Raw genomic sequence first — 26,345 nt, forward strand, 5'->3', positions numbered from 1 at the left:
TGGATCTGGAAACAATAAGCATGATTCCATAATGATTTCATCTTTTCGGGAGAGAGGCTGGGCATAAGTATTCAATAGAGTGATATATGAGGCTGGACATAAGTATTTAGCCTAGTGATACATCCGAATGATTAGAAAACAAAACTTTCTAATCATTCGGTTTTTTGTTTGTTATTTAATAATATGTCTTTCGAACATGAGTGAAATGGAGAGGAGGATTCTCGATTCCTGCGGGTAATAGAAGATAGAATGAGACCCCCGCTTGAACATTTGCGACGACCAGGCTTATGCTTCTTATTCCGAGAGAAAAAAGATTCCGCAGCGCAATGGAAAGGACTGGTTTTACTGCTTGCTGAATGCTTTGATTAGTCGTATATAGGGATAGTCTTTTTATTTTTTTCTCACCTCTTTCTTCTTTATACTAAGTTTCTTTTTAAACTGTTCATTACAGTAAAACATTGTCACAATTCTATAAATCTTATAAAATATTTTGGTATAATTCATAGAGTAAAATAAATAGGCAGGAGGAAACTATGAAAAAAACAGTAGCTGCTTTGATATTCGGCGGATTCATTTCGATAGCTTCATTTGCACATGCAGAGGAAGTGAATATTCATGAGATTAATACGAAAGAGGAATCAAGTCAGGTAGATGCTAATCAAAATCTTCAGGAGACTAGTCAAATCGGTTGGGTGGAAATAGATGGTGATTGGTACTACTATATTGAAAATGTAAAGAGTAAGGGACTTCTTGAGTTGGAAGAGGGTGTCTACTATTTGCATCCTGAAACGGGAGAGCGTCAGTCAGGCTGGGTTGAGTTTGCGGAAGGATGGTCTTATTTTTCATATGAAACTGGTGCTAGACAAACTGCCTGGGTTACAGATCAAGGCAAACAATATTATCTGAACGACAATGGAATCATGCTTTCGAATGGATGGTATTTCATAGAAGAAACATGGTATTTCTTTGATAAAAGCGGAGCAATGAAAAAAGGCTGGATAAAGGACCGAAATAGATGGTATTACCTTATGAGCAGCGGGAAAATGGCGACAGGCTGGGTATATGATCAATATAAGTGGTATTACATGAATCAAAGTGGAGCTATGGTGACCGGCTGGGTAAACGAAGCAGGCCAATGGTATTTTATGGACAGCAGCGGAGCGATGAAAAAAGGCTGGTTAATAGACCAAAATAAATGGTATTACCTTATGAGCAGCGGGAAAATGGCGACCGGCTGGGTATATGATCAGTATAAGTGGTATTACATGAATCAAAGTGGAGCTATGGTGACCGGCTGGATAAACGAAGCCGGCCAATGGTATTTCATGGACAGCAGTGGAGCGATGAAAAAAGGCTGGTTGAAAGACCAAAATAAATGGTATTACCTGATGCAAAGTGGAAAGATGGCGACAGGCTGGGTGAAGGTTGGTTATCATTGGTATTACTTAAATAATAGTGGAGCTATGCTCACTGGATGGTATACGGTGGATGGAGAATGGTATTACTCTTTTGGCAGTGGCGCCATGGCTGCTAACACAAAAATTGGCAGCTATTACGTTGGGTATAGCGGCAAGTGGCTTCCGGATATTGTAAATCCTAAAACGGTGTATACATATGAACAAATGGTCACGGATATCAACGAATTTAAAAATACTTATCCTGATTTCATTCATACAGAGGTTATAGGGAAATCAGTTGATGGAAGAGATATCATTGCGGTTAAACTTGGCAAGGGGAAAAGGGAGATATTCCTTAATGGTTCCCATCACGCCAGAGAGCATCTTACGACTAACCTCTTAATGGAAATGCTCGATCAATATGCTGCAGCCTATGCAGATAATCGTCCTTTTGCAGGGTATTATACTGGATCAATCCTGAATCAAACATCTATTTGGTTTGTTCCAATGGTAAATCCAGATGGAGTTACGCTTGTTCAAAAAGGACATAAAAGTGCTAAAAACCCTAATTATGTATTAGCGCTAAATAATTATAATACGGATTTTTCAGGCTGGAAGGCTAATATACGCGGAGTTGATTTAAATCGTCAATACCCGGCAGATTGGGAGAACATCAAAGGTAATCCAGGTGTCCCTTCAACCCAAAATTTTAAAGGCTATTCTCCCCTAAGTGAACCAGAGGCAAAAGCAATTTATGACTTTACACTAGCACACGATTTTAAAACTGCTGTTGCCTACCATTCATCTGGCGAAATTTTATATTGGTATTTCAATCAAAAGGGATATGAATATACTAGAGATTACGCCTTGGCTGCAAAATATGGGGGTTTAACTAGTTATTCATTGGTCAGGGCAACGCCAAATCCAAGTGGCGGCGGATATACAGATTGGTTTGTACAAGACATTAAGCTGCCTGGTTTTACACCGGAAATTTCCCCATATACTTATGGAAAACCTGTCCCTGTCAAGAATTTTGATAAAATATGGCAGCAGAATAAAGCAGCGGGGTTAATGCTTGCGAAAGAATCTGAAAAATATTAAAAGATAAGAATTATGTTTATTAGGATCCTCAATAGATAAGCTCAAATCCTAAATGTAAAAGCTTGTCGAAGAAATGAAATTGTAATTTGCTTTTACCTAATTTTAGTGTCATAATTCGACTAGAAGTTCGTTCATTATTTAGCTTGTATTTACATTATATAAACATTAAATAGAAATATTCTTTCAAGTTCGGTCTTAAATAATGTTGCTTTTAAACCCTTCTAATCCTTTGGGGGAAATTGTATTCATTCAGCAAGTGAAATTGCTGAATGAACTACACTATTTTTGATGTGGTTTTTCAATTGTAAAAAGGGTATGAACATTTTCTTTTTGTCTTTAACCCTCCTATTTAACTATTTTTAATCATTTATTAGTGGTTCTTAAAGGGATTAACACAGGGTTAATTTTTTATTTTGGAAAGGAAGAAAAACAATGGAAAAGATTTGTGTAATTGGACTAGGTTATATCGGCCTGCCTACTTCTGTCATGTTTGCAAACCATGGAAAAAAAGTACATGGAGTAGATGTGAATGCTTCAGTAGTTGCTCAAATAAATAAAAAAGAAATTACAATAGAAGAAAACGGTTTAGAAGAAAGATTAATTACAGCAGTTGACAGCGGAAACTTTACTGCATCAACTACACCTGTCGAGGCTGATGTCTTTATTATTGCTGTGCCTTCTCCTATTAATGAAGATAAATCTGCTAATTTAAAATATGTTCAAGATGCAACTAGGTCAATCCTTCCTTATGTTAAGAAAGGCGATTTAGTCATTTTAGAATCGACTGTTCCACCAAGAACGGTACAGGATATTATGATTCCTATCCTTAAAGAAAGTGATTTGGAGATTGGTGTTGATCTATTTGTATCGCATTCTCCAGAACGGGTTATACCTGGCCATGTGTTTGAAGAGCTTGTTAATAATAGCCGCATTGTTGGTGGTGTGAATCAAGAGTCTTCACAAATGACAGCTGACTTATATCGTACCTTTGTAAAAGGTGAAATTTTCATTACAAATGCAACGACAGCTGAGATGGTTAAAGTAATTGAAAATACGTATCGTGATGTCAATATTGCATTTGCCAATGAGCTGGCCAAAATCAGTGAGAATATTGGTGTGAATGTATGGGAAGCCATTTCCTTGGCTAACCACCATCCGAGAGTTAACATTCACCAGCCAGGTCCTGGGGTAGGCGGGCATTGTATAGCTGTAGATCCTTGGTTCTTAGTTGAATTGGATAAGCAAAATGCTGAGATTATCAATTTAGCAAGAAAAACAAATGATGGAATGCCTGAATTCACTGCAAAAATGGTTCAGGATATTTGCGCTCAAGAGAGCATTCATAATCCAAAGGTTGCTGTGTTGGGATTATCTTTTAAAGCGGATATTGATGATATGCGGGAAAGTCCTTCGTTAGATGTGCTAAATCATTTAGCTGAATTAAATATTAAGACGGTTGCTTACGACCCTCATATTCATGAGATGAAGTTGGATAACCAAACGAATAATCTTTCTGATGCTGTGACCCATAGTGATTTAATTGTCGTTTTAACAGCACATTCAGAATTTAAGGAATTAGATCCAAATGAACTAGCTAACATGGTACGCTCTAAAATCATTTTAGATACAAAAAATTGTCTGGATCGACAAAAGTGGGAATCAGCTGGATTCAGGGTTAGATTACTTGGAGACGCTGCTGGTAAATCTATCTGAATAGGTGACATGATGAAAGAAAATATAATGGGAATTGATGTTTGCAGATATAATTACAATGATTTATCTACTATTCTTATTGAGAATATTGATAAGAAACAGAAGAGCTTTATCGTAGCCATTAATCCAGAGAAAATAATGAAAGCACAGGAAGATCAGGAATTAAAAAAGCTATTAAACAGTGCTGATTACCAAATTCCAGATGGTGTTGGAATTATCATTGCCTCGAAGTTAAAAAGAGGTAACATTAGGGATCGGGTAACGGGCATAGATATGATGCTACGTTTATGTGAAGAAGCTGCTAATAATAATAAAAGAATTTTCCTATATGGGGGTTCGCCGGGTGTTGCTCAAACCGCTAAGCAAGAGTTAGAACGGCGATACCCTAACATTAAAATTGTGGGTACAATAGATGGTTATGAGAAGGATGAACAGCTGATTGAAAATGCAATTAATGAGAGCAAGGCTGATATCCTTTTCGTAGCCTTGGGCAGTCCGAAACAAGAGTATTGGATTACGAAAAAAATGAACCAATTACATCCTACCGTTTATCAAGGTGTGGGTGGTTCGTTTGATGTGATTTCAGGTGATATCAATAGAGCTCCCGAGGTATTTCAGAAGTATGGATTGGAATGGTTTTACCGGTTATTAAAGGAGCCTTGGCGTATAAAACGGCAAATGATCTTACCTAAGTTTCTTATTAGTGCGTTGAAGAAATAATTAATAGAAGTTTACGCTTGAAAGGAATAAGGTGTTTGATGTGGCGGGGTTAATAGATAAAGTTTTAAAACAGATACGAACAAGTGCGGGGTATGAAAAAGCAAAAAACAACAAAGTATTGCGTCCTCTGAAACAAAAGTATGATCTATACAGAGTGAATAAAATGAAAGCTAATGTCCATGTAAGTGGTTTACAAACGCTTTTGTATGTGAAAGAGGCGTTTGCTAAGATTGATCATGATTTCTGGTTGGATTATGGAACTTTATTAGGTGCTATCAGGGATAATGACTTTATAGCTCATGACAACGACCTTGATATTGGAACATTTGATATTTCGGAAGAGAAAAAAAACCGACTCGCAGAATATCTACTAAGTAAAGGTTTCACGAGATTTAAACAATATATAATTGATGATGTGATTATTGAAGAAGCATACGATTATAAGGGAGTTCACATTGATTTCTTCTACTATCATCAAGGTGAGAATAATAAAATTTGGTGTTACTTCTGTGAAATTGGCCCTAAAATTGAATTTGAAAACTTCAAGGACTTTCAGTTAGCAAAAGGATATACGACTAATATTACAACTACAACGTTTGAAGGTCTAATGGAGTATATGTTTAAGGGACACAGCTTCAAAGTTCCAGTTAACTTTGATACGTACCTTAAAGACAATTATGGGGAAACCTATTTGATCGTTAATGAAAATTTCCATACCTCAGAGCTCGAGGATAGTAATATTACTTTTGTTGGGAACGACGTAGCAGTAGTTAGAGAATATATTTAATTTCATTTCAATAAAGTATGCTTCATCCATTAGGATGAAGCTTCTTTTTAGAAGGGTGAGTAACTTTTTAAACATTTTCAGTGTTTGAATCTAGCGCCTAGACCTTCCTGCTTATCAGCCAATTTATTTTGAATGGTTAAAGAAAAGCATTTTGATCAGACCGACTTTATGCTTAAGACTTACAAGATATGGGCTTTGCAGATGCTGCGGCAGGACATAGCGCAAAATCATCTGTTCTCCATGGTGTAGTGAGGTGCTTGTGCGTTTCTTAAGAAGGACAGGTAATATAAAATGAAAAAAAAATCTTTAATGAAAAACGCTTTTTATAAGATCATCCTAAATTTCTTTAATCTTATGCTGCCAATTATTATTGGGCCATATGTTTACCGAACTTTAGGAGCAGAATCAATTGGCAGTGTAAAGTTCGCTGAATCAATCTTTAATTACTTCTTTATTTTTGCGTCTTTTGGTATTTACCAGTATGGAATTAGAGAGCTTAGCAGAATTAAGAATGATAAGCAGAAGGTTTCTCAAATGTTTTCCAGCTTATTTGTTCTTAGTTTAGTGACGAATTTTGGAGCACTGCTTGTCTTTTTCATTGTCACATATTTAGGCTATGGACAAGATGTGATTTTCCCCATCTTAATGGTGTTATCTATTAATTTCATTTTGAATATATTCTATGTCGAATGGATCAATGAAGCTTTTGAGGATTATGATTTTATCACCATTAAGACAATTGTCGTGAAAATATTTTATGTTGTTCTATTATTTACTTTTGTTAATCATTCAGATGACTATTTAATATTTGCATTGTTGCTGGTGTTTTCGACATTGCTAAATAATATAATTAGCTTTATTTATGTAAAGCGTAAAGTAAAGTTTCATTTTAAAAATATCACCATTAAAAAGCATTTGCGTCCGTTGTTTTTAGTAGTGATATTTTCGAATGCAAATGTACTGTATTCTCAATTAGACCGTTTTCTTCTTGGAGAATTTGTAAATGACGTCTCGGTATCCTACTATGCGATGTCGCAGCAAATCATGACGCTGATTAATGCGATTATGATCGGAATTATACAAGTAACCATTCCAAGACTATCTTTTCTGCAGGGGGAAAATTCCGAAGAAGTATATCTATCATTATTAAATAGGGTTGTTAAAATTTACTTCACTATTCTATTTCCAGCTTCGATCGGTTTATTTGTGATATCTGACATAGGTGTTGTTGTCTATGGAGGGCAGGAATTTGTTAATGCTGGACCAGTTTTAGCTGTCTTTTCATTGTACATGATTACAGTAGGAATAGAGTCAATACTTGCAAATCAAGTCATCTATATAAAGCAAAGAGAGAAAATATTAGTATACTTTATTTTCCTTTGTGGCTTTATTAATTTATTTTTAGATGTATTGCTCATTCAATTAAATGTGTTTACAGCATTAACGGCAATTATCACAACTGCGGTTGCCAATGTCATTCTAGTATGTCTGGAATACTACTATATAAGAAGAGTGATCAAAGTTCCGATTGCACTGTTTGATATGACAAAAATGAAATATTTATTTTATGCCTTATTATTTGTTCCAGTAGCATATGCAATTAGAATGGTGATAACTGGAACATTTGAATCATTCTTTGTTATCATATTTATAAGTGCTATTCTGTATTTATTGATTTTGATTTTCACTAAAGATGAAATATTGACAATTCTTATTGATAAGGTGAAAGCAAGAGTGAAAAAATGATAATTAAAGTATTAATTGCTCAGGATTAGTATATATAAGGTATGTCTGATTTTGCTTAATGGAATAGTACGATGTGTTTAATAAATGTTTCTGAAAGAATGTTGTTTTTAGTAATACTTTTTAAAGGGCATTTTAGTTGTATCTCTGTTGAATGAAACGAAAGAATTCGAGACTTCTGCGGGCATGGATGCTCAGCGTCCGCCCCGCCGGAATGCGAGGTTTTTGAAGTGGGGTACTTTAATCATATAAGGAATAACAATTAAGTTTGCGATGATAGCCTTCTCTAAAAATTTACAAGTTCACAATACTTTACTAAACATTTACTTAATTGAAGTATTTTTAATATTTTCTTTTGATACACTTAAACTGCTGTCTACTACTATCGTTAGGCGTGATCAAAATAAATAAATTAAATAAAAATTTCATGTATGTCATTATTCAGCAGTTTATCTTATTAGGATTACCTTTCTTAACTATACCGTATATAACACGTGTTCTCGGTCCAGGCGGTGTCGGTCATTATAGCTACAGTTTTTCAATTGTTACTCTTGTGATTAGTATTTTTTTGTTAGGTTCGAATTTATATGCTGTGAGAGCTGTTGCTAAAATAAAAGACAACCAGGAAGAACTTAATAAGGTTTTTACGGAAATTTTGGTTCTAAGGTTTAGCTTAATGACTGTTGCAGGAATTCTTTATGCAATTTTGTGCAATCGCTACTTTGATAATGATGTTGTATTTTATTTACAACTCATTCATATAATTGGTGCTGCCATAGATGTTACTTGGCTTTTCCAAGGCCTTGAGAAGTTCTCAAAAGTTGTGGTAAGAAATATTTTAATCAAACTTCTTGGTTTTGGGTGCGTTTTTATTTTTGTACAAACGTCAGCAGATATAAATAAGTATACTATAATCATGGGCCTATCCGTCTTATTAGGGAATTTATTTTTATTGTGGGGATTGTTCAAATATGTTCGATTTGCCGCAGGGATTTCGATCGTGAGATACAAGCCGCATTTAATAGGGATGCTTATCCTTTTCATTCCGAGTTTTTCAGCATTAATTTACTCTGTAATGGATAAAACGATGATTGGTATATTATCTACAACTGAAGATGTTGGATATTATGACCAGGCATATAAAGTTGTTTTCATGATTACATCACTTATAAATGCTACAGGGATCGTCATGCTTCCTAGGGCTTCTAATCTAATAGCTAATAATCAGCTTTCGGTCCTAAAAGAAGTAGTGAATAAGGGGTTAATTATTACTTTAATTTTAGTCTTTCCGCTTGTGTTTGGGTATATCATTATAGCGGATGAATTTATCATCTGGTTTATGGGAGATAATTTTCAGGAAAGTATTCTAATCAGTATTATAATGGCGCCTACTATCATTTTTAAGGCATTAGGAGTGGTGTTTGGCTCTTGGTATCTAGTGCCTCTGCAAATGAATAAGGCGTATACGTGTCCCATCGTCATAGGGGCAATCGTCAATTTTGTATTTAATATACTATTCATTCCTTATTACGGAGCAGTTGGTGCTGCGGCTGTTACTCTGATTACTGAAGCAATCATTCTTCTCATTCAAGTTTGGTTTCTGAGAAGGGAATTTGAATTTGGACGCCTATTTAAACAGTACGTCTTAAGATATTTTTTAATGGGCTTTATCATGTTCACTAGTTTATTCTTACTTGAATTCGCTTTCAAACGAATTTCTGTAAATTTTATTCGTATGGGTGCTGAAATTATAATCGGGCTGATTATTTATCTTGGTTTATTGTTTATTACGAAAGATCAGCAAGTACTTCCTTTATTGAAAAAAATACGGAGATCGAACTAATTCGCATTTTAAAAAATTGGAAACATTTCATAGCTGTAATAGCATATAAGGGAAAATTGAATGTTAGCTGATGAACACTCACGGGTCGATAAATATTAGGCTCAAATGTTCTTATTTGAAGTGTGAAAGGTATTAAGCAGTACATTTGGGAGTCATGAGCATTTCTATCGTTATACGCCCTGGTTGAAAATCAAACTTTAAAATGTTGCCTAGTATTCTTGATTTTTATAGTAATACAAGATAACATTTTATTTGATTTTCTATATTTATAAAGACAAAATTCAAGTAAAACAGAGGCGATTTTTTGGATAAAGTACTTTTTATATTAAATTATACTGGTGATGGCGGCACAGAAAAATATGTTTTGGATTTAATTCGCTACTATGGACCAGAAAACTGTGTATTTGTTTACTCCCAAAGCGGGCCAGGACTTAAAAAGTTTGAAGAAACAGGGACAAGTATACACCAAGTCGATATGAAAAATCCTTTTGATTTTAAAGCAGCGAAACGTTTGAAAAAAATCATTGCAGATGAACAGGCTACGATCGTTCATGCTCAGTTTCTAAGAGAGAATTATATTTCTATTCTTGCTGTACTGATGGGTGCTAAGGTTAATGTCATTTGGACATATCATGTAGATGTGCCTATGGGCAAAAATGTAAGATTTCTCAACCGCATAGTTACCCGAATGAATAAGAAGGTTATTGCGGTTTCGCACTTTATGAAGGACCGGCTAATAGAAAAGGGAATTCCTGAACAAAAAATCAAAGTGATTTATAATGGAATAGACATGCCGGCTCACTTGGATCGTCATTCTATGGCTATAACCCATGACCCTCCTGTCATTACTGCAATTGGCAGGTTAAGGAACGAAAAAGGGCAGGACTTTTTGATTGACGCTCTGGCAAAAATAAAATTAGAAAATCCTTCACTAAAGTGGAAGTGCTACTTATATGGGGATGGACCTGAAAAAGACGATTTGGTAAATAAGGTAAAGTTAATGAAGTTAGAGGATTATGTGTCCTTTAAAGGTTATACTACAAACAAGGATCTAATTTATTTAAATAGTGATATAATAGTTGTACCTTCTAAGAACGAAGCTTTATCGTATGTAGCCATTGAGGCTTTGGCTTATTCTAAGCTGGTCATTGCAACGGATGTCGGAGGCTTACCAGAGGTTATTATAAATGGACAAACAGGATATTTGGTTAACTATGGGGATACAGAAGGGTTGGCTTCAAAATTATCTGATGTATTAATGAATAAGATGAATAATCAGCATATTATTGAAAATGGGTATAAGCACTTTATGACCCATTTTGAATCAACGAAGATGATGAAGGATCTTTCTAAAGTATATAAGGATAAATAAAAATAGTAGGGGTAAGAAATATGTTGAAAATCACTAGAGAGAATATAATTCTTTTAAGCTCAGTCATATTAGTGATAGTAGGGCTAGTATTTAATCATTCTATGTTAGCTGCAATCATTTGCCTTTTGCTGGCTATCGGTACTTTGAGTAATAAGTCGCTTGGAATTATGTTCTTATTAATGTATATACCAGTGAGGCCGTTCTTAATCACGGTTAATCCAGGTTTTAAAGTAATAGGTGATGCAATTGTCTTTGCATTATTAGTAAGAACAGTATTTGATTATAGAAAAAATGTGAAACAATTGTTTGTATTTAATAAATTTGAGATTGCTTTCTTATTATTTTGTGTGATCGGATCCATCTCTGCCCTATTGACAGATGTATCCCTGACAGCTATCATTTTCCAATTAAGAGCTTATTTATTGTTTTATATCCTATTCTATGTATTAAAAAGAATGGACTATTCCGAATTTAATATCAAAAAATATGCTCTATTAACGTTCCTATTAGCTGTTGTGTTATCGTTACAAGGCTTTGTGGAGAAAATCTCGGATAAGACGTTATTAATGCCTGAAGAATGGACAAATTGGTGGTTATCTCCTACAAATCATGTACGTGTGTATGGTTTGCTAAAAGGACCAAATGAGCTTTCGCTGTACCTGATGATTGCCATTTTTATCTCCATTTACTTAATTAGTCTTGTCAGTGTGAAAAACAGAAAATATATTTACATTGGAATAAGCCTTATTTTCACCACTATTTTATTGACCTATTCAAGAGGCGCATTATTATGTGCTATTGGCTTTGGCATCATCTATTTAGTGTTGTACCGAGAAACCTTAAAGAAAATTATTGTTCCAGCCATCATAATAGGTGCAGCCTCTACTATGTTATTCTTTTCGATTAACTGGGGAGCAGATATCTATTATAGCAATGTGATTGAAAATGAACAGAACTATGCTGACGAAGAAACAGGAGATACGGAAAGCGAGAGTTCGAACAAGGGATCTAACAGATATAAAGATGCTTTTTCAAAGACAACACTTGAACAAAGTATGTCTGCAGGACGAATTTACTATGTGCAAAAAGGGGTAGAAATTTTCAAGGATTATCCAATAATCGGCAGTGGATTTGCAACATTTGGAGGAGCAGCAACGTTATCTTATTCATCACCTATATATGAAGATTACAATATTGATCGAGACTTTTATTCCGATAATCAATATATCTTAGTGTTAGTTGAAACGGGGATCGTTGGTACACTTGCTCTATTTGCTACTTTTATCTTTTTGGCTTTATTTGTATGGAAGAGAAAGACGGGCTATTATTTTTCACCTTTATTAATGTTCTTGTTTATAAGTACATTGATTGGTGGAAGTGTATATAACATACTTGAAAATGATTCCTTTATGATGTTCTTTTACATGATTTTAGGATTGGCTGCCCATTTTGCGAAAAATAATGAGATAAGTTCAAAACTATAGGCTGTTTTGTTGTTTGTGGACAAGTTTTCTGATTGACAAAAGGCTAGTTGATTGGAGCGGAAGTTGTGAGGCTCCTGCGGGAGGAATGGGAACGGTGAGACCCCGAAGGAGTGTAAGCTACGAGGAGGCTTATCGCCCACCCCCGCAGAAAGCAAACATCCTGGAGCGAAAAATCAACTTCTGCTCATTTAAATTCATAGCAACCATGTTTGCAATTTAGAAATGAACCAAACGATAAAATACGCATCAGTTTTGCGTATTTTATTTTGAATTTATCACATAACACTATTAATGCTGATGATTTTAAACTCTTATTTCTCACATTGATCATTGCAATTAAAAAGGAGCTTTCGATGAGGATCTTTTTAGTATCAAATATGTACCCAAGTAAAGAATATCCTAACTATGGCGTTTTTGTTAAAAACACAGAGGAAATCTTAAAAGATAACGGCTGGGAAATTAGTAAAGCAGTTATGTATAAGCAAACAAACAAGATTGCAAAAATGATTCATTATATTATGTATTATTTAAAGATAATCTTAAAAGGTTTATTTCTTAAAAATGATCTTATCTATGTACATTATGCCTCTCATAATGCATACCCTTTACTCTTCCTAAAGAGATTAAAGAATGTGAAAATATATGTTAATGTACATGGCAGTGACGTTGTTCCGGAAGTAGCGTCCCAAGAAAAGTATCAGCCTTATGTAAAGAAGCTATTAAGTTGTTCCACTAAAGTTATTGCTCCTTCCAATTACTATAAAGAATTAGTTTCTGAGAAGTTTGGTATAAATAAAGATAAAATCTTTGTTTTTCCTTCTGGCGGTGTAAACAAAAATACATTTCGTGTCATGGAGAATAAGGATACAATCAGACAAGAACTTCAATTATCTGCTGAATATAACTACATCGGATTTGTTGGCAGAATAGATGTTGGTAAAGGATGGGATATTTTTTTAGAGGCTTATAAAGCTGTAAAAGATACAGGTGCATATGACCAAACGAAGATGCTCATCGTAGGAAAAGGAGCTCAACAAAAAGAATTTGAAGATAGGATTGATCGTCTGGGGTTACGTTCTGATTTAGTCTATTTTCCTCTTCTTCCTCAATCGCAGCTTGCCCAGGTATATAATTGTTTGGAATTATTCTGTTTCCCAACGACCAGAAAAGGTGAGAGCCTAGGTCTGGTTGGCTTAGAAGCAATGGCCTGTGGAGTTCCTGTCATTGGCAGTCGAATTGGCGGATTGAAAGATTATATTCAAGATCAAGTAAACGGACTATTTTTCGAACCTGGAGATTCAAATGCTTTAGCCCGGCAATTAGAAAAATACTCCCAGCTAAGTAAAGATGAACAAGATAAAATGAAAGAACATGCCTTGATAACAGCAGAAGGATACGAAGTGAATAACATTAAGCAGACGTTAGTCGAAATCTTTAAGCGGTAGAAAGGTGCAGTGATCATATGATTAAAAAAGCAGTAATACCAGCAGCGGGTTTAGGAACTAGATTCCTTCCTGCAACAAAAGCACAGCCAAAAGAAATGTTGCCAATTGTTGATAAACCAACAATTCAATATATCATTGAAGAAGCTGTAGAATCGGGAATTGAAGATATTATCATTGTCACAGGCAGAAATAAGCGTGCTATTGAAGACCATTTTGACTTTTCAATTGAGCTTGAAATGGAGTTGGAAGAAAAAGGAAAAGATGAATTGCTAAGCATGGTTAAGAAAATATCCTCAATGGTTAATATTCACTACATACGCCAGAAAAAGCCCCTTGGCCTAGGACATGCCGTGTATTGTGCTAGAAGGTTTATTGGAAATGAACCATTTGCTGTACTGCTTGGTGATGACATCGTTAACAGTGAGGTTCCTTGTCTTAAACAATTAATTAATGTGTATAACAAGTATGAGACAAGTGTGATTGGCACAAAAATAATGTCTGATTCAGAATTGCATAAATATGGAGTTATTCAACCTGTTGCCCAAGATCAACAGTTAAACTTGGTAGAAGTTAAAGATATGGTAGAAAAACCTAGAGAGAATGCTCCATCTAATTTTGCTATTATGGGAAGATATATATTAACTCCACAGATCTTTGATTATCTTGAAAAAGTAGATGTAGGCCATGGTGGAGAAATACAATTAACTGATGCCATGAAAATGATGGCAGCTGACCAATCTGTCCTAGCATATGCTTTTGATGGCATACGTTATGATGTTGGAGACAAGTTTGGCTTTTTAAAAGCAACAATCGAGTATGCATTAGAACGTGAAGAACTTAGATCCGACGTAGTGGACTATCTAAAGGGTCTATATCAAAATGAATTTAACATTAAATAGTTGCTATAATTAAATATTCAGGTCAGTAATATATCCGAATGATTAGAAATCAACATATTCTAATCATTCGGTTTTTTTATTGCTTTAAAATGAATTTTTAACTTGAGTGAAATGGGGCAAAGGACCTTTTCTTGCGGGGAGATAGAGAAAAGGGTGAGACTCTACAGGAGCGGCAGCGACAAGAAGATTTGGCTCCTCTTCCTTCCCGCGGAAAGCGAAGGTCCATAACGCATTGAGACGGGCTCGTTAACAGCTTAACTAGTAGTAAGATTAATTGTAATCGTGATGGACATCTTAATCTTGTCCCACCCTCTTAAAATAACTTGAGATGAGTTGGATAAATTATTTATGAACTTTAGCAGTGGTAACAATTAGCTTCAGGGATTTATGAGCAAGACGCTCAAAATAGGTGTGATCCGGTTTCAATACATAGCATTATTATAAACGATAACCACCTTAGAAAAATGAATTTATGTTCCCATTACTGTCAATGATCATCCATAATTATCAACAAGATTTTTACATGTTTTCAACTTCATGGGCGTCTTATTTACAACTAAATTTATAATTGGTATGCTTGTAGGGTTCAAAATTTGAATGTTTTTTGGGAGAGAAAACTTATGGTAGATAACTTCAAAATCATGGATATCATTTCAAATAATCCCGATTTAAGTCAAAGGGAAATTGCTGAAAAATGTCATGTTTCTGTAGGCAAGATTAATTATATGATTAGTAATCTTCTCTCTAATGGCTTGCTGGAGGTTGAAAAATCCCACAAAAAGCACCGTTATTCCCTTACAAAAGCAGGGAAGAGAGTTATGAAAATTGAACTAGAGCAGCTTCAAGAGACTAAGGTTAGGATGCATCATGAAGAAAAGCGTGTAAACTGTGCAGTCATCTTGGCTGCTGGGAAAAAGCGTGAGTTAGATATGTCTGCCGGTCTTATTTCCATTGGAGAAGATGAGACCTTGATTAAGAGGACTTTAAATATATTAAAAAATAATGGCATAAACAAAGTTATAATCGTGACTGGATTTAAAAGCTGGTCTCTTGAAGCTCAGCCATTTCTAATTAATAATCCAGATATCCATCTGGTACATAATTCTAATTATGAATGGACAGGGTCTATGGCGTCTTTAGCTATTGCTAAAGAATTCGTAGATGATGATTTTATTCTTATAGAGGATGATATCCTGATTGAAGAACAAGCTATTACGAAACTTATTGAAAGTAAGGAACGTGACTGCATCCTCATCACAAAAGAAAGCGGATCAGGTGACGAGGCATATATAGAGATTAAAAACAATTATTTATATAAGATATCCAAGGACATACATCAGTTAAATCGAATTGATGGAGAAATGATTGGGGTCACTAAGATTTCTTACGATGTATACAATGAGATGCTTGAGAACTTTAAATCCAATAAAAATCCTTTTATGAATTATGAGTATATGTTGTTAGATGTTTCGAGAAAGTTAAATATCGGTTACTTGAAAATTTCTGATTTGTTTTGGGCTGAAGTAGATAATCTTTCTCAGTTGGATACACTTGTTGACAAGGTATATCCCATGTTATTGAGAAAGGAAGCACAAATTAAAGAGCAGGAACTTAAAGAAGCTATAGGCAAGGCGATTAACATAGACATCGAAGCTATTACACATATAGAGCCTTTTGGCGGCATGACAAATAAAAATTACAAAATGATCATTAATGATGAAGATTGGGTTGTACGGGTAGCAGGTCTGGGAACGGGGCGGTTAATAAATAGAAGAGAAGAAAAGATAAATTCAAATATTGCAGTTGATATGGGGGTGTATCCAGAAATCCTCTATTTTGATGAACATGGCGGCCTGAAGATTTCTAAAATGATCCCTAATGCTGAGACTCTAAATGTAAAAACAGCTAAACGCATGGATATGATGCAGTTAATAAAGGATTTATTAAGAAAAGTTCATGATTCCGATAAAATTATTCCAAATGATTTTGATTTCTTTGATAAATTATGTCAGTACGAACAATTGACGATCCAGGTTAATGGTGTATTTTATGAAGGATATGAAGCTGTAAGAGAAAAAGTCATGCAAATTAAGGAGGATTATGAGCTATTTCCAGTAAATAAAGTACCCTGTCATAATGATACAATTCCAGAGAATTTTGTGAGAAGCGGTGATGAAAAGCTCTATTTAATCGACTGGGAATATGGAGGAATGAATGATCCTTTATGGGATATAGCTACTTTAACTTTAGAGGGCTTTAGTCCTGAGGAGGAAAGACGGTTTTTAACATTATACTTAGAGGGAGAGCTTACGGAGGAATTGGATCAGCGAATGCTAATTAATAAGATTTTTGCAGACTTTTTATGGACAGTGTGGACAATCTATAAAGAAGCATGTGGAGAAAATTACGGCACTTATGGGCAAGATCGATTTCAGAGAGTGAAAAAAAACATTAATGAATATAACCTTTTATACAAGGGGATAAGAAAAATATAATAGTGGAACGACCATAAACTCGGCATCCTTTTAATTAAATTTTTTTCTAATAGGCTGCTGGTTGTATTGAACGGCATGATGTACGGATGGGAAAATGGAAACAGGCCCCTTAAGGGTGATGCGTCTCACTCCCTGAAGCCGGAACTTTGAGTGAGAATTTTCACTTCTTCTCATTTAAGCCTTTAGAAAAAATCGGTTTGCTCTGATTTAATTCAGTTAAATAATAATTTGTATTCCTAGCAATTAATTAGAAGGATATGATAATGTACCTACTAAAGGTTTGAAGGGATCATTGGATTCCTTTACTATTGGTTGATGATTATAAGAGAAATTAAAAGCACAGAAGGGAAAGGGTAGAAATGAGGGCAATAATATTGGCAGCAGGACTTGGAACGCGATTGCGACCATTAACAAATGATACTCCGAAGGCACTAGTAAAGGTTGCTGGAAAACCCATGCTGGAAAGACAAATTGAATTTTTACATGAAAAAGGTATTGAAGACATTACCATTGTTACTGGGTACTTAGCGCATAAATTTGACTACTTAAAAGCAAAATATGATGTCAAACTTGTACTGAACGAAAAATATGATGTTTATAATAATATTTATACTATGTATAAGGTAAAAGATATCCTTCCTGGCTCTTATGTAATTGAGGGGGATATTTATATGAATAACAATGTTATTGATCCAAATCCTAAGGTTTCTACCTATTACTCAGCCTTCCGAACTAATTTCCAAAACGAGTGGAAATTAGTAACAGATGAAAACGGCCGTGTCACAAACATTGTCGTTGGTGATGGTGAGAATGACCATATTATGACGGGGATTTCATATTGGAGTAAGGAGGATGGGGAGTATATTGTTAAAGAACTCGAACAAGCAATCGAGTCTGGCGGGTTTGACGAGTTATTTTGGGATGACATGGTAAGAAATAACTTTTCAAACTTAAATGTCTACCTTCATCCATTAGAAGAATTTGACAGCTTCGAAATAGATAGTGTAGATGATTTGGAGAAGGTTGAAGAAATAATAAGTAAAAAATGAGGCTGATACATAAGTATTCAGCCTAGTGATCCGAATGGTTAGAGTACAACACTTTCTAATCATTCGGATTTTTTTGTTTGTTATTTTATAATATACCTTTCAAAGATGAGTGAAGTGGAGAAGAGGAAGATGGCTTTCACGTCACGGGAAGCGAGGTCCGCAGCGCAATGAAACGGACTTGTGTAAATACCAAAACCATGACATTGAACTCGTGTTTTAGAAATATTATTTTCTTATTGTCCTACATTCTTTTTTATTTAATCGAAAAACAACTCTAAAAAACTAGTATATTGTTGAATAATGTGGAAATGAAAATTATTTTGCTATTTAAATAGATTGTGATATAATTCATTTTGGTAAACAATAAATGTAAATGCTCGGTTAGCTCAAAGAGAAAAATATTGGCAGATAATAAAGAATAAATACCTGATTTGAAAGTGTGTTACTTGGGTATCATTTAAATAAGGAGGGCATCATGTTATACGTTACCCTAATACTGTGCTTCCTATGTTCAATACTAATAACACCATTTATAATAAAATTAGCTCATAAAATTGGAGCTACAGACAAACCAAACCATCGAAAAGTACACCAAAAGGTAATGCCTCGATTAGGTGGTGTAGCGATCTTTATTAGCTTTGTATTAGGCTTTTTAATTTTACGCCCAGAAAGTCCATATTCACTTCCTATTTTAGTGGGAAGTATCATTATCATCATTACCGGGATATTAGATGATAAATATGAAATTTCTGCTAAATACAAGCTTCTTGGTCAATTAGCTGCTGCTTTAGTTGTTGTAATATGGGGTGGAATTGATGTTGAATTTATTAACATACCATTTATGGGTGAAAAGCTAAACTTTGGTATATTCACAATTCCAATTACCGTTTTATGGATTATTGGTGTTACCAACGCGATTAACTTAATTGACGGACTAGACGGTCTGGCAGCTGGAGTTTCTTCCATTGCCTTAATTACCATTTCTGGAATGGCGATTATAATGGGGAATGGATATGTAATTGCAATTGCCTCCATTGTGCTATTCAGTACATTAGGGTTCCTGTTCTACAACTTTCATCCAGCTAAAATATTCATGGGTGATACTGGGGCGCTTTTTTTAGGATACATGATTGCAGTACTTTCCTTACTAGGATTCAAAAATGTAACGTTGATTTCCTTTATTGTACCAATAATCATACTTGGTGTTCCAATCTCCGATACATTTTATGCTATTATTCGGAGGATTGTTAATAAAAAGCCGTTATCTGAAGCAGACAAGTCTCATTTGCATCATTGCTTGTTGCGGTTGGGATATTCACATCGACAAACGGTGTTAATGATCTATGCGATGGCTGCTTTATTTGGACTAGTTGCGGTGATCTTCTCCCAAGCAAAACTTTGGGGCGCATTTCTGCTTGTGATCGCACTGCTTGTATTAATTGAATTGCTAGCAGAAAAAATTGGTCTTGTCGGTAAAAATTATAGACCGCTCCTGAAACTATATAAAGATATACGGTATTCTACTGCGAAAGACCGTTAGTGCCAAGGAACCTTAGAGTTGCTAAAAAGGTCTGCTGTAAAATATGAAAATGAAAATCCGAACTGTCTTAAATTCTACCGAAGAATTTAAACATAGTTCGGATTTTTTTATTTGTACCCGTATGTTTCTGCTCCTTATCCCATATAAGCATGAATGACAGAGTGTTCATTGATTACGGAAGTTGAATTGAATTATACCCGCTTGCTTGTTAGAACCCTTTAACTTTTACAGCTGTGATTACAAATTAGAGAATAAAAAGACATGCTTAACAAATTAGTTGTCAAAGAACATGTTTAAATTATCTCCACTTGGCTTCTTAACTATTCATTCCATTCTAAAGCATTCACTTTTTTAATTTAGAATTCCCCCTTGGACCAGGGCTTTCATAAGTGTAATCGATTGTGTATCAGTGGGTTTTTCAATGAAGAATAAAAACATCCTCTAAATTTCTATATATGAAAATACAGACAAGAATGGACAATAGGGATTGGAAGGGGCACTGTTAATGGCAAGCAAGCATCTTAGTAAGTAACATGATTGTTCGAATATAGAGGGTTTATTCCCTTTGTTGACGACAGATGGCGGCAGAAGATGTTATAAAGCTGATTTTTGGAAATGGTTAGGTTTTAAATAATTCTAATGAGCTAAGTAATCCTATATCTTTTATTAGTCAGATATAGGATTTGTGTGTCAGCTATCTTATAAGGACTATTAGTTTTTTTCTTCAATAATGTCTAGATATAAAAAAAGCTGCCAATATGGCAGCTCGTACATCAGTTCTGAGAATCCTCACTATCTGTTTGACCGTTTTCTTGATCAGGATCGTCAATTGTATTTTTTTCGGTATTTATCGTATTAGAGTTAAGATGGTTTTTCATCTCTGTTTTAACTTCTTCTAACTTTTCTTCATTCAACTGGTAATAATAAACATTAATACCGCTGGAATTTGGCAAGTACATGTCTGCTCCAGCTAAATTCAGGTTGTCGATATTAAGAGATGTTCCACCTGATACATAATCCATAAACGATTTCATTTGTTCAAATGATAGATCAGTCTCCATATTGTTTCCAACAGCGTCTATGACGTCTCCATACTTAGTGATTGACCCTGCGGATAATGATCTTTTTATGATTGCTTTGAGTATTTCTTGCTGCCTTTTTCCGCGTTCAATATCATTATCTAACTTACGTGTCCGTGCAAGGGCAAGGGCTTCTTCACCATCCAGAATTTGTTCTCCTGGTAATAATGTGATGGCATTTGCGACATCACTTGAATTCTGCTCTGAAAATTTAAAAGGAACGTCTACTTCAATTCCATCTAATGCATCGACAATGTCTATAAACGCATTAAAATTGAGTTTTACATAATAATCTATTGGGATATCAAGTAGATTTTCAACCGTTTCAATTGTCGTTAAAGGACCTCCGTGGGCGTGTGCATGGGTAATTTTATCTTCATACCCCAGTTTGGGGATATGCACATACGAATCACGTGGAATACTCAATAGCTTTATGGATTTGCTTGTCTTGTTAAAAGTCGCGACGAGTAAAGCGTCGGAACGGGCACTATTACTGAAGCCTCTTTCACTGCTATCATCCACTCCAATAATTAAGAGAGAGATGTTGTCTACCTCAGGTTTAGCTGCTGAAGCCCGATTGGTCTCCCTTTTTATTGGCTTGTATGAATCTTCAATAGCTGAGGAGGCTTTATTATAAAGATATGCGCCATATGCTGTTGCACTTAAGGCTAAGAGCATGATAGGGAGCAGTACCCAGATTAGGACTCGTTTTCTAATTCTTGATTTTCTTTTCTGATTATTATAATAACGTCTATTATCAGACATTGCTTTCTCCTTTTCGACATAAAATGATGTATTTCTAAGTATAAACTAGTGTTAATTTTACATTCTTTTTACGTAATAGTAAAATTATTTATTTAAACTAAAGACACTTTTTGGTTGTGGGATTTTCCGATTTATGGTGTTACAGAACAAGCTCCTCCATATAAAGGCTTACCCCTTTGCGGATCTGCGCTTGTCCATTTGTCAATTCGGTCATCCATTCCGAGAATGATGCTGTTTGATCTTCTTCTACATATACTTCTATTTCGACATTGTCTACATAATGAATCTCTTTAATGGTATAAACGGAGGAACGCAGCTCATTTTCAAGCTTTCCAAGCCAGGTATAATCTACTGCTGTGTGCATAACAGCCATGAGTTTCCGTTCAACAATTCCGGTCGCTGTCAATCCTTCCGAAGTCGCTTTTCCGTACGCGCGAATTAAGCCGCCTGCTCCTAATTTAATACCCCCAAAGTACCGGGTAATAACAGCAACGGTATCTTTTAGCTGTCTTTTTTTCAATACTTCGAGAATCGGCACGCCAGCGGTACCGCTTGGTTCACCATCATCATTTGCCTTTTGAATTTGATCGTTTTCTCCGATTAAATAGGCTGAGCAATTATGTGTGGCGTTCCAGTGTTCTTTCTTTATTTTTTGTATAAATTCCTGTGCTTCTTGTTCCGTTTCTGCTCTAGAGATGAAAGCAATAAAACGGGATTTTTGTATAACAATTTCAGTTTCTCCATAACCTTTTACTGTTAAATAGCTCGGCAGCATAAAGTGTCGCTCCTAACGGTTGTTTTCATGTTTGATCATCAATTGACCCCTATCCGGTGGTGGAGTGTAAGCCTGCTTATTTTAAACATATGATTTTTAAATGTCTTCCATTCGAACAGGTATCCCTATTATAAATCGACATAATCCAACATGTCTTCTTTTATACTATCATAATTTATAACACAGTAGAGAGAATGGTTTGTTAGAGGGAGTGGATCTATATTTAAATGTAATTTAAGCCTTGCGAAAACTCAATCGCCGCATAGCTTGCTTGCTGCTCAGTAAGCTTTCTTTAAAAGGATTGTAATGAAACTTTAATATGGATGTCTTAGGACCATGTTATAATAAAAAATATTCTTCAAGTGATAACGTTTTCGCTATGCGTATTCTGAGATATAGGATAAATGGCACGTTATCTGAAAATAATTATGAGACTAATTAACGAATTTAGCGGAATTTCGCACAATTTGCGGTTTTCTCATATAGAAACGAACATTTTTTCGAGTTAAAATAGGGTATAGCAACATGGAGATTATAATGGAAGTAGGTCTGGCAGGCTATTCTGACAAAAAGAGAGAATACAACATAAGTTAGCGCCAAGAACCTTATGCTGCGCTTTTCTTTCCCTTGGAGGAATGTGAATGAGTTTAAAGAAATTTGATACAAAAGCACTTGATTTAATATTGCAGAAAATGATTGAAACAGTCGGAACGAGTAAAGATGAAATTTTTCGGATTGGCGAACAGTGCCGAAAAGATTATGAAACGCTAACAGATGAGTTAAAAGAGGTCAAGCTGAATGTAGCGAAAATAATTACTGCTGGTGACGAACTCGAAGTAAAGACGAGGTTTGCCCGAAAACGGCTGTCTGAAGTCAGTATGCATTTTAAGGATTATACAGAGGTTGAAGTGCGCGAGGCATATGAGAAGGCTCATCAGCTGCAAATGGATCTTTCAATGAACCGGCAGACGGAAAAACAGCTGAGAGACAAGCGCGATGATATTGAAAGAAGACTCTTAACTGTTCATGATACGATTGAGCGGGCTGAGCATCTAATCTCACAGATTACCGTTGTGATGAATTACTTAACGAGTGATCTCAAGCAAATGGGTGAGGTGCTGGAGGATGCAAGGCTGAAGCAGGAATTTGGCTTAAAGATCATTGAAGCACAGGAAGAGGAAAGAAAACGCCTGTCGCGTGAAATCCATGACGGCCCAGCGCAAATGATGGCAAATGTGATGATGCGTTCTGATTTAATTGAAAGAGTATACAAAGAACGCGGCGGTGCAGAAGCAATTGTAGAGATTAAAAGCCTGAAGAAAATGGTGAGAAGCGCCCTGTATGAGGTGCGGAGAATTATCTATGATCTGCGGCCAATGGCGTTGGATGATTTGGGACTTGTTCCAACCTTGAAAAAGTATTTGCAAACAATTGAAGAATATCATCAAAACGTTGGAATTAGTTTTCAAAACATTGGAGAAGAGCGGCGGCTGCCTCCACAATATGAAGTGGCCTTATTCCGGCTGATTCAAGAATCAGTGCAAAACGCGCTCAAGCATGCGCAATGCTCGGATATTTCGGTCAAGCTGGAAATCCGCAGTGACAGAGTGGCAGCGGTAATCCGCGACAATGGCAAAGGATTTAATATAAAAGAGAAAAAGGGAGATTCCTTTGGTATCATGGGAATGAGAGAACGTGTGGAGCTTGTTGAGGGTCAGCTTTCCATTGATTCTAAGCAAGGAAGAGGCACAATCGTAATCATTCAAATCCCTTTAAGTTTATAAAAAAAGGAAATGAACATAAAAGAGAGAGAGCTTGGGAGGCGGAGAATTTGACAACAAAAATCGTAATCATCGATGATCACCAACTATTCAGAGAAGGGGTAAAAAGAATTTTGGATTTTGAAAATTCTTTTGACGTAGTAGCAGAAGGAGATGACGGCAGCGAGGCAATGGGCCTAGTTGAGACGCATCGTCCAGATGTTGTGATTATGGATATTAATATGCCAAATACAAATGGAGTCGAAGCGACACGTTTATTGACTGAAAAGTATCCAGAATCAAAAGTCATCATCTTATCCATTCATGATGATGAAAACTATGTAACACACGCACTAAAAACTGGTGCTAGCGGTTATCTGCTGAAAGAAATGGATGCTGACGCTCTAGTAGAAGCTGTAAAGGTTGTGGCTGATGGCGGATCCTATCTGCATCCAAAAGTTACACATAACCTAGTCAATGAATACCGCCGTTTGGCTTCTGAAGGGACAAACAATCGCAGTACCTATATGCAAGTGGAAATTCGCAGACCGCTTCATTTGCTGACACGCCGTGAATGCGAAGTTCTTCAGCTGCTTGCTGACGGAAAAAGCAACCGCGGTATTGGTGAAGCTCTATACATTAGCGAAAAAACCGTTAAAAACCATGTGAGCAATATCCTGCAAAAAATGAATGTAAATGACCGTACACAAGCTGTTGTTGTCGCGATTAAAAACGGCTGGGTTGAGGTTCGATAAAAAAACTGCACGTAAAGGGGAGCACCCTTTACGTGTTTTTTTTGTACTGCAGAAAATGAGGCACCCGAAAGAATATGCCGGGTGCCTCATTCGGTTTACTGCAAATCTTAATTGTGCATCTTTCTCGCTGTATATTTTAAAATCTTGAGGTCAAAGGGTAAATGGTTTTATGCTTATTTTATGTGAGAGAATCTATGGTGAGAGCTGATACGGCCATTTCAATAATGGCTTTTGTATCAGAATGATGTTTGCGTGCTTTTTGAATCATCAACACGAGCTTATCTATATATTGAGGAGAAGAATTGTGTATGAGCCAATCTGCTAACTCGGAACCGCTAATCTGTTCCTGATGAGCAGGAATGATAATTTTTTCGTGTTTTTGTAATTCGTGCCGCAGAATATTATGATTAAAAACGTTTCTGCCTTCAAAGTATTCACGATCCTTATACAGGAATCGAGAGTGAAAAAAGTCTTCCAACTGCTTTTAAAACCACCTTTCTTATAATATTTGTCAATTCAACAAGTATAGAGTTTAACACAATTGTTAGAAATTAGAAGATGTTTGCGGATTCACGTAATTTTAAAATTGTTGGGATTTTTCTATTTATATTGTCTATTTAATTTAAGACTTGATCTTTATTAAATATTTACATAGTGATCTGTAAGAATCTGCTTGTAAGTAATGCAATTTTTCATTCATTCATATAAAATAATAGAAGAACATATAGTAGAGAAAAAAGGATAAGGATGGTAGCTCTATTTATGAAAACAGCTGTTGTTACAGATAGTACGGCATACATACCACTAGAAATACGGAAAAAATTGAACATACATATGATTCCTCTAAGTGTCATTTTCGGCAATGAAACCTATCAGGAGGAAGTAGAAATTACCGCAGATGGCTTTTACGAGGAAGTTAAAACAAAAGAACTGCCAACCACTTCTCAGCCACCTGTTGGCGAGTTTATGGAGCTGTTCGAAAAGCTGTCAAAAGAATACGATGAAGTCGTTTCGATTCACCTTTCAAGCGGTATTAGCGGTACATTCCAGGGAGCTGTGTCTGCTGGAAGCCTAGTTGAAGATATTAAAGTATTTCCATTTGATTCAGAAATCAGCTGCATGGTTCAAGGCTTTTATGTCTTGGAGGCGGCGGAGATGGCAGCTGAGGGCAAGAATGCCGCAGAAATTATGGAACGTCTTGAAGAAATGCGCAAAACCTTAAAGGCGTATTTTATGGTGGATGATTTATCCCACCTGCAGCGCGGCGGACGCTTGTCCAGTGCTCAAGCCTTAATCGGCAGTCTTCTTCAGGTGAAGCCTTTATTGCATTTCGAAGATAAACTGATTGTTCCATTTGAAAAAATTCGCACAAGAAAAAAGGCAATGAAACGCATTGTTGAATTGCTTGGCGAAGCAGTCCAAAGCGGCGAGCCACACCGTGCAGTTATTATTCATGCAAATCGGGAGCAGGAAGCAATTGACTGGAAAGCAGAGCTTGAGGAGCAATTTCCGCACGTGGAGTTTGTGATCAGTTATTTTGGACCGGTTATTGGCACTCATCTTGGCGAAGGATCCATGGGACTTGGCTGGGTGAAGAAATAGAGTTTGAAAGGCACCATTTCC

Annotated in this window: 19 protein-coding genes; 16 read left to right on the forward strand and 3 right to left on the reverse strand. The window is 35.8% G+C overall.

Features of this window, described 5'->3' with window-relative positions:
• The first annotated feature begins 533 nt into the window (after positions 1-533).
• The 13 genes from B7E07_RS02800 to B7E07_RS02860 all read left to right on the forward strand — a co-directional run bounded on the left by B7E07_RS02800 (position 534) and on the right by B7E07_RS02860 (position 19,588).
• Entirely contained in the window at positions 534-2,498 is a 1,965-nt protein-coding gene (locus B7E07_RS02800; RefSeq protein ID WP_080843964.1) for a M14 family zinc carboxypeptidase, read from the forward strand.
• A gap of 432 nt (positions 2,499-2,930) precedes the next feature.
• Positions 2,931-4,211, forward strand: a complete 1,281-nt coding sequence (locus B7E07_RS02805; protein ID WP_080843965.1) for a nucleotide sugar dehydrogenase — start codon at positions 2,931-2,933, stop codon at positions 4,209-4,211.
• A gap of 12 nt (positions 4,212-4,223) precedes the next feature.
• Positions 4,224-4,931 (forward strand): WecB/TagA/CpsF family glycosyltransferase, encoded by a 708-nt coding sequence (locus B7E07_RS02810; protein ID WP_080843966.1) that lies wholly within the window; start codon positions 4,224-4,226, stop codon positions 4,929-4,931.
• 40 nt (positions 4,932-4,971) lie between these two features.
• Positions 4,972-5,718, forward strand: coding sequence for a LicD family protein (locus B7E07_RS02815; protein WP_080843967.1), 747 nt, complete (start codon positions 4,972-4,974; stop codon positions 5,716-5,718).
• 291 nt (positions 5,719-6,009) lie between these two features.
• Positions 6,010-7,464: an oligosaccharide flippase family protein gene (locus tag B7E07_RS02820; protein ID WP_080843968.1), complete on the forward strand. Its 1,455-nt coding sequence runs from the start codon at positions 6,010-6,012 to the stop codon at positions 7,462-7,464.
• 391 nt (positions 7,465-7,855) lie between these two features.
• The gene (locus B7E07_RS02825; RefSeq protein WP_218970394.1) at positions 7,856-9,304 is read left to right on the forward strand and encodes a flippase; all 1,449 of its coding nucleotides are present in this window, start codon (positions 7,856-7,858) and stop codon (positions 9,302-9,304) included.
• A gap of 304 nt (positions 9,305-9,608) precedes the next feature.
• Positions 9,609-10,676 carry a glycosyltransferase family 4 protein gene (locus tag B7E07_RS02830; RefSeq protein ID WP_080843970.1) on the forward strand — a complete coding sequence of 356 codons (1,068 nt, stop codon included), beginning with the start codon at positions 9,609-9,611 and terminating at the stop codon, positions 10,674-10,676.
• Positions 10,677-10,696: 20 nt separating this feature from the next.
• On the forward strand, positions 10,697-12,160 hold the full coding sequence (locus B7E07_RS02835) for an O-antigen ligase family protein (protein ID WP_080843971.1): 1,464 nt from the start codon (positions 10,697-10,699) through the stop codon (positions 12,158-12,160).
• Positions 12,161-12,369: 209 nt separating this feature from the next.
• Positions 12,370-13,605 (forward strand): glycosyltransferase family 4 protein, encoded by a 1,236-nt coding sequence (locus tag B7E07_RS02840; protein WP_257391384.1) that lies wholly within the window; start codon positions 12,370-12,372, stop codon positions 13,603-13,605.
• 17 nt (positions 13,606-13,622) lie between these two features.
• On the forward strand, positions 13,623-14,504 hold the full coding sequence (gene galU / locus B7E07_RS02845; RefSeq protein WP_080843973.1) for a UTP--glucose-1-phosphate uridylyltransferase GalU: 882 nt from the start codon (positions 13,623-13,625) through the stop codon (positions 14,502-14,504).
• 620 nt (positions 14,505-15,124) lie between these two features.
• A complete protein-coding gene (locus tag B7E07_RS02850; protein WP_080843974.1) occupies positions 15,125-16,999 on the forward strand; it encodes a phosphocholine cytidylyltransferase/choline kinase family protein in 1,875 nt (624 codons plus the stop codon).
• 359 nt (positions 17,000-17,358) lie between these two features.
• On the forward strand, positions 17,359-18,048 hold the full coding sequence (locus B7E07_RS02855) for a sugar phosphate nucleotidyltransferase (RefSeq protein WP_080843975.1): 690 nt from the start codon (positions 17,359-17,361) through the stop codon (positions 18,046-18,048).
• Between the two features lie 475 nt (positions 18,049-18,523).
• On the forward strand, positions 18,524-19,588 hold the full coding sequence (locus tag B7E07_RS02860) for a glycosyltransferase family 4 protein (RefSeq protein ID WP_080843976.1): 1,065 nt from the start codon (positions 18,524-18,526) through the stop codon (positions 19,586-19,588).
• Positions 19,589-20,361: 773 nt separating this feature from the next.
• Here the strand turns inward: B7E07_RS02860 and B7E07_RS02865 are convergent.
• Positions 20,362-21,432, reverse strand: a complete 1,071-nt coding sequence (locus B7E07_RS02865) for an LCP family protein (RefSeq protein WP_080843977.1) — start codon at positions 21,430-21,432, stop codon at positions 20,362-20,364.
• A gap of 139 nt (positions 21,433-21,571) precedes the next feature.
• Complete coding sequence (locus B7E07_RS02870; protein ID WP_080843978.1) at positions 21,572-22,207, reverse strand: YigZ family protein; 636 nt, start codon at positions 22,205-22,207, stop codon at positions 21,572-21,574.
• 641 nt (positions 22,208-22,848) lie between these two features.
• Here B7E07_RS02870 and B7E07_RS02875 point away from each other — a divergent pair.
• Together B7E07_RS02875 and B7E07_RS02880 are read left to right on the forward strand one after the other, a co-directional pair.
• Positions 22,849-23,991, forward strand: coding sequence for a sensor histidine kinase (locus B7E07_RS02875; RefSeq protein ID WP_080843979.1), 1,143 nt, complete (start codon positions 22,849-22,851; stop codon positions 23,989-23,991).
• Positions 23,992-24,038: 47 nt separating this feature from the next.
• Positions 24,039-24,722 carry a response regulator gene (locus tag B7E07_RS02880; RefSeq protein WP_080843980.1) on the forward strand — a complete coding sequence of 228 codons (684 nt, stop codon included), beginning with the start codon at positions 24,039-24,041 and terminating at the stop codon, positions 24,720-24,722.
• 178 nt (positions 24,723-24,900) lie between these two features.
• Here the strand turns inward: B7E07_RS02880 and B7E07_RS02885 are convergent, their stop codons facing one another.
• Positions 24,901-25,200: a hypothetical protein gene (locus B7E07_RS02885; RefSeq protein WP_080843981.1), complete on the reverse strand. Its 300-nt coding sequence runs from the start codon at positions 25,198-25,200 to the stop codon at positions 24,901-24,903.
• 284 nt (positions 25,201-25,484) lie between these two features.
• On the opposite strand from B7E07_RS02885, the gene B7E07_RS02890 reads away from it, so the two are divergent.
• Positions 25,485-26,324, forward strand: coding sequence for a DegV family protein (locus B7E07_RS02890; protein ID WP_080843982.1), 840 nt, complete (start codon positions 25,485-25,487; stop codon positions 26,322-26,324).
• Positions 26,325-26,345 lie beyond the last annotated feature (21 nt).

Source organism: Cytobacillus gottheilii, from assembly GCF_900166665.1.
GTDB lineage: Bacteria > Bacillota > Bacilli > Bacillales > Cytobacillaceae > Cytobacillus > Cytobacillus gottheilii_A.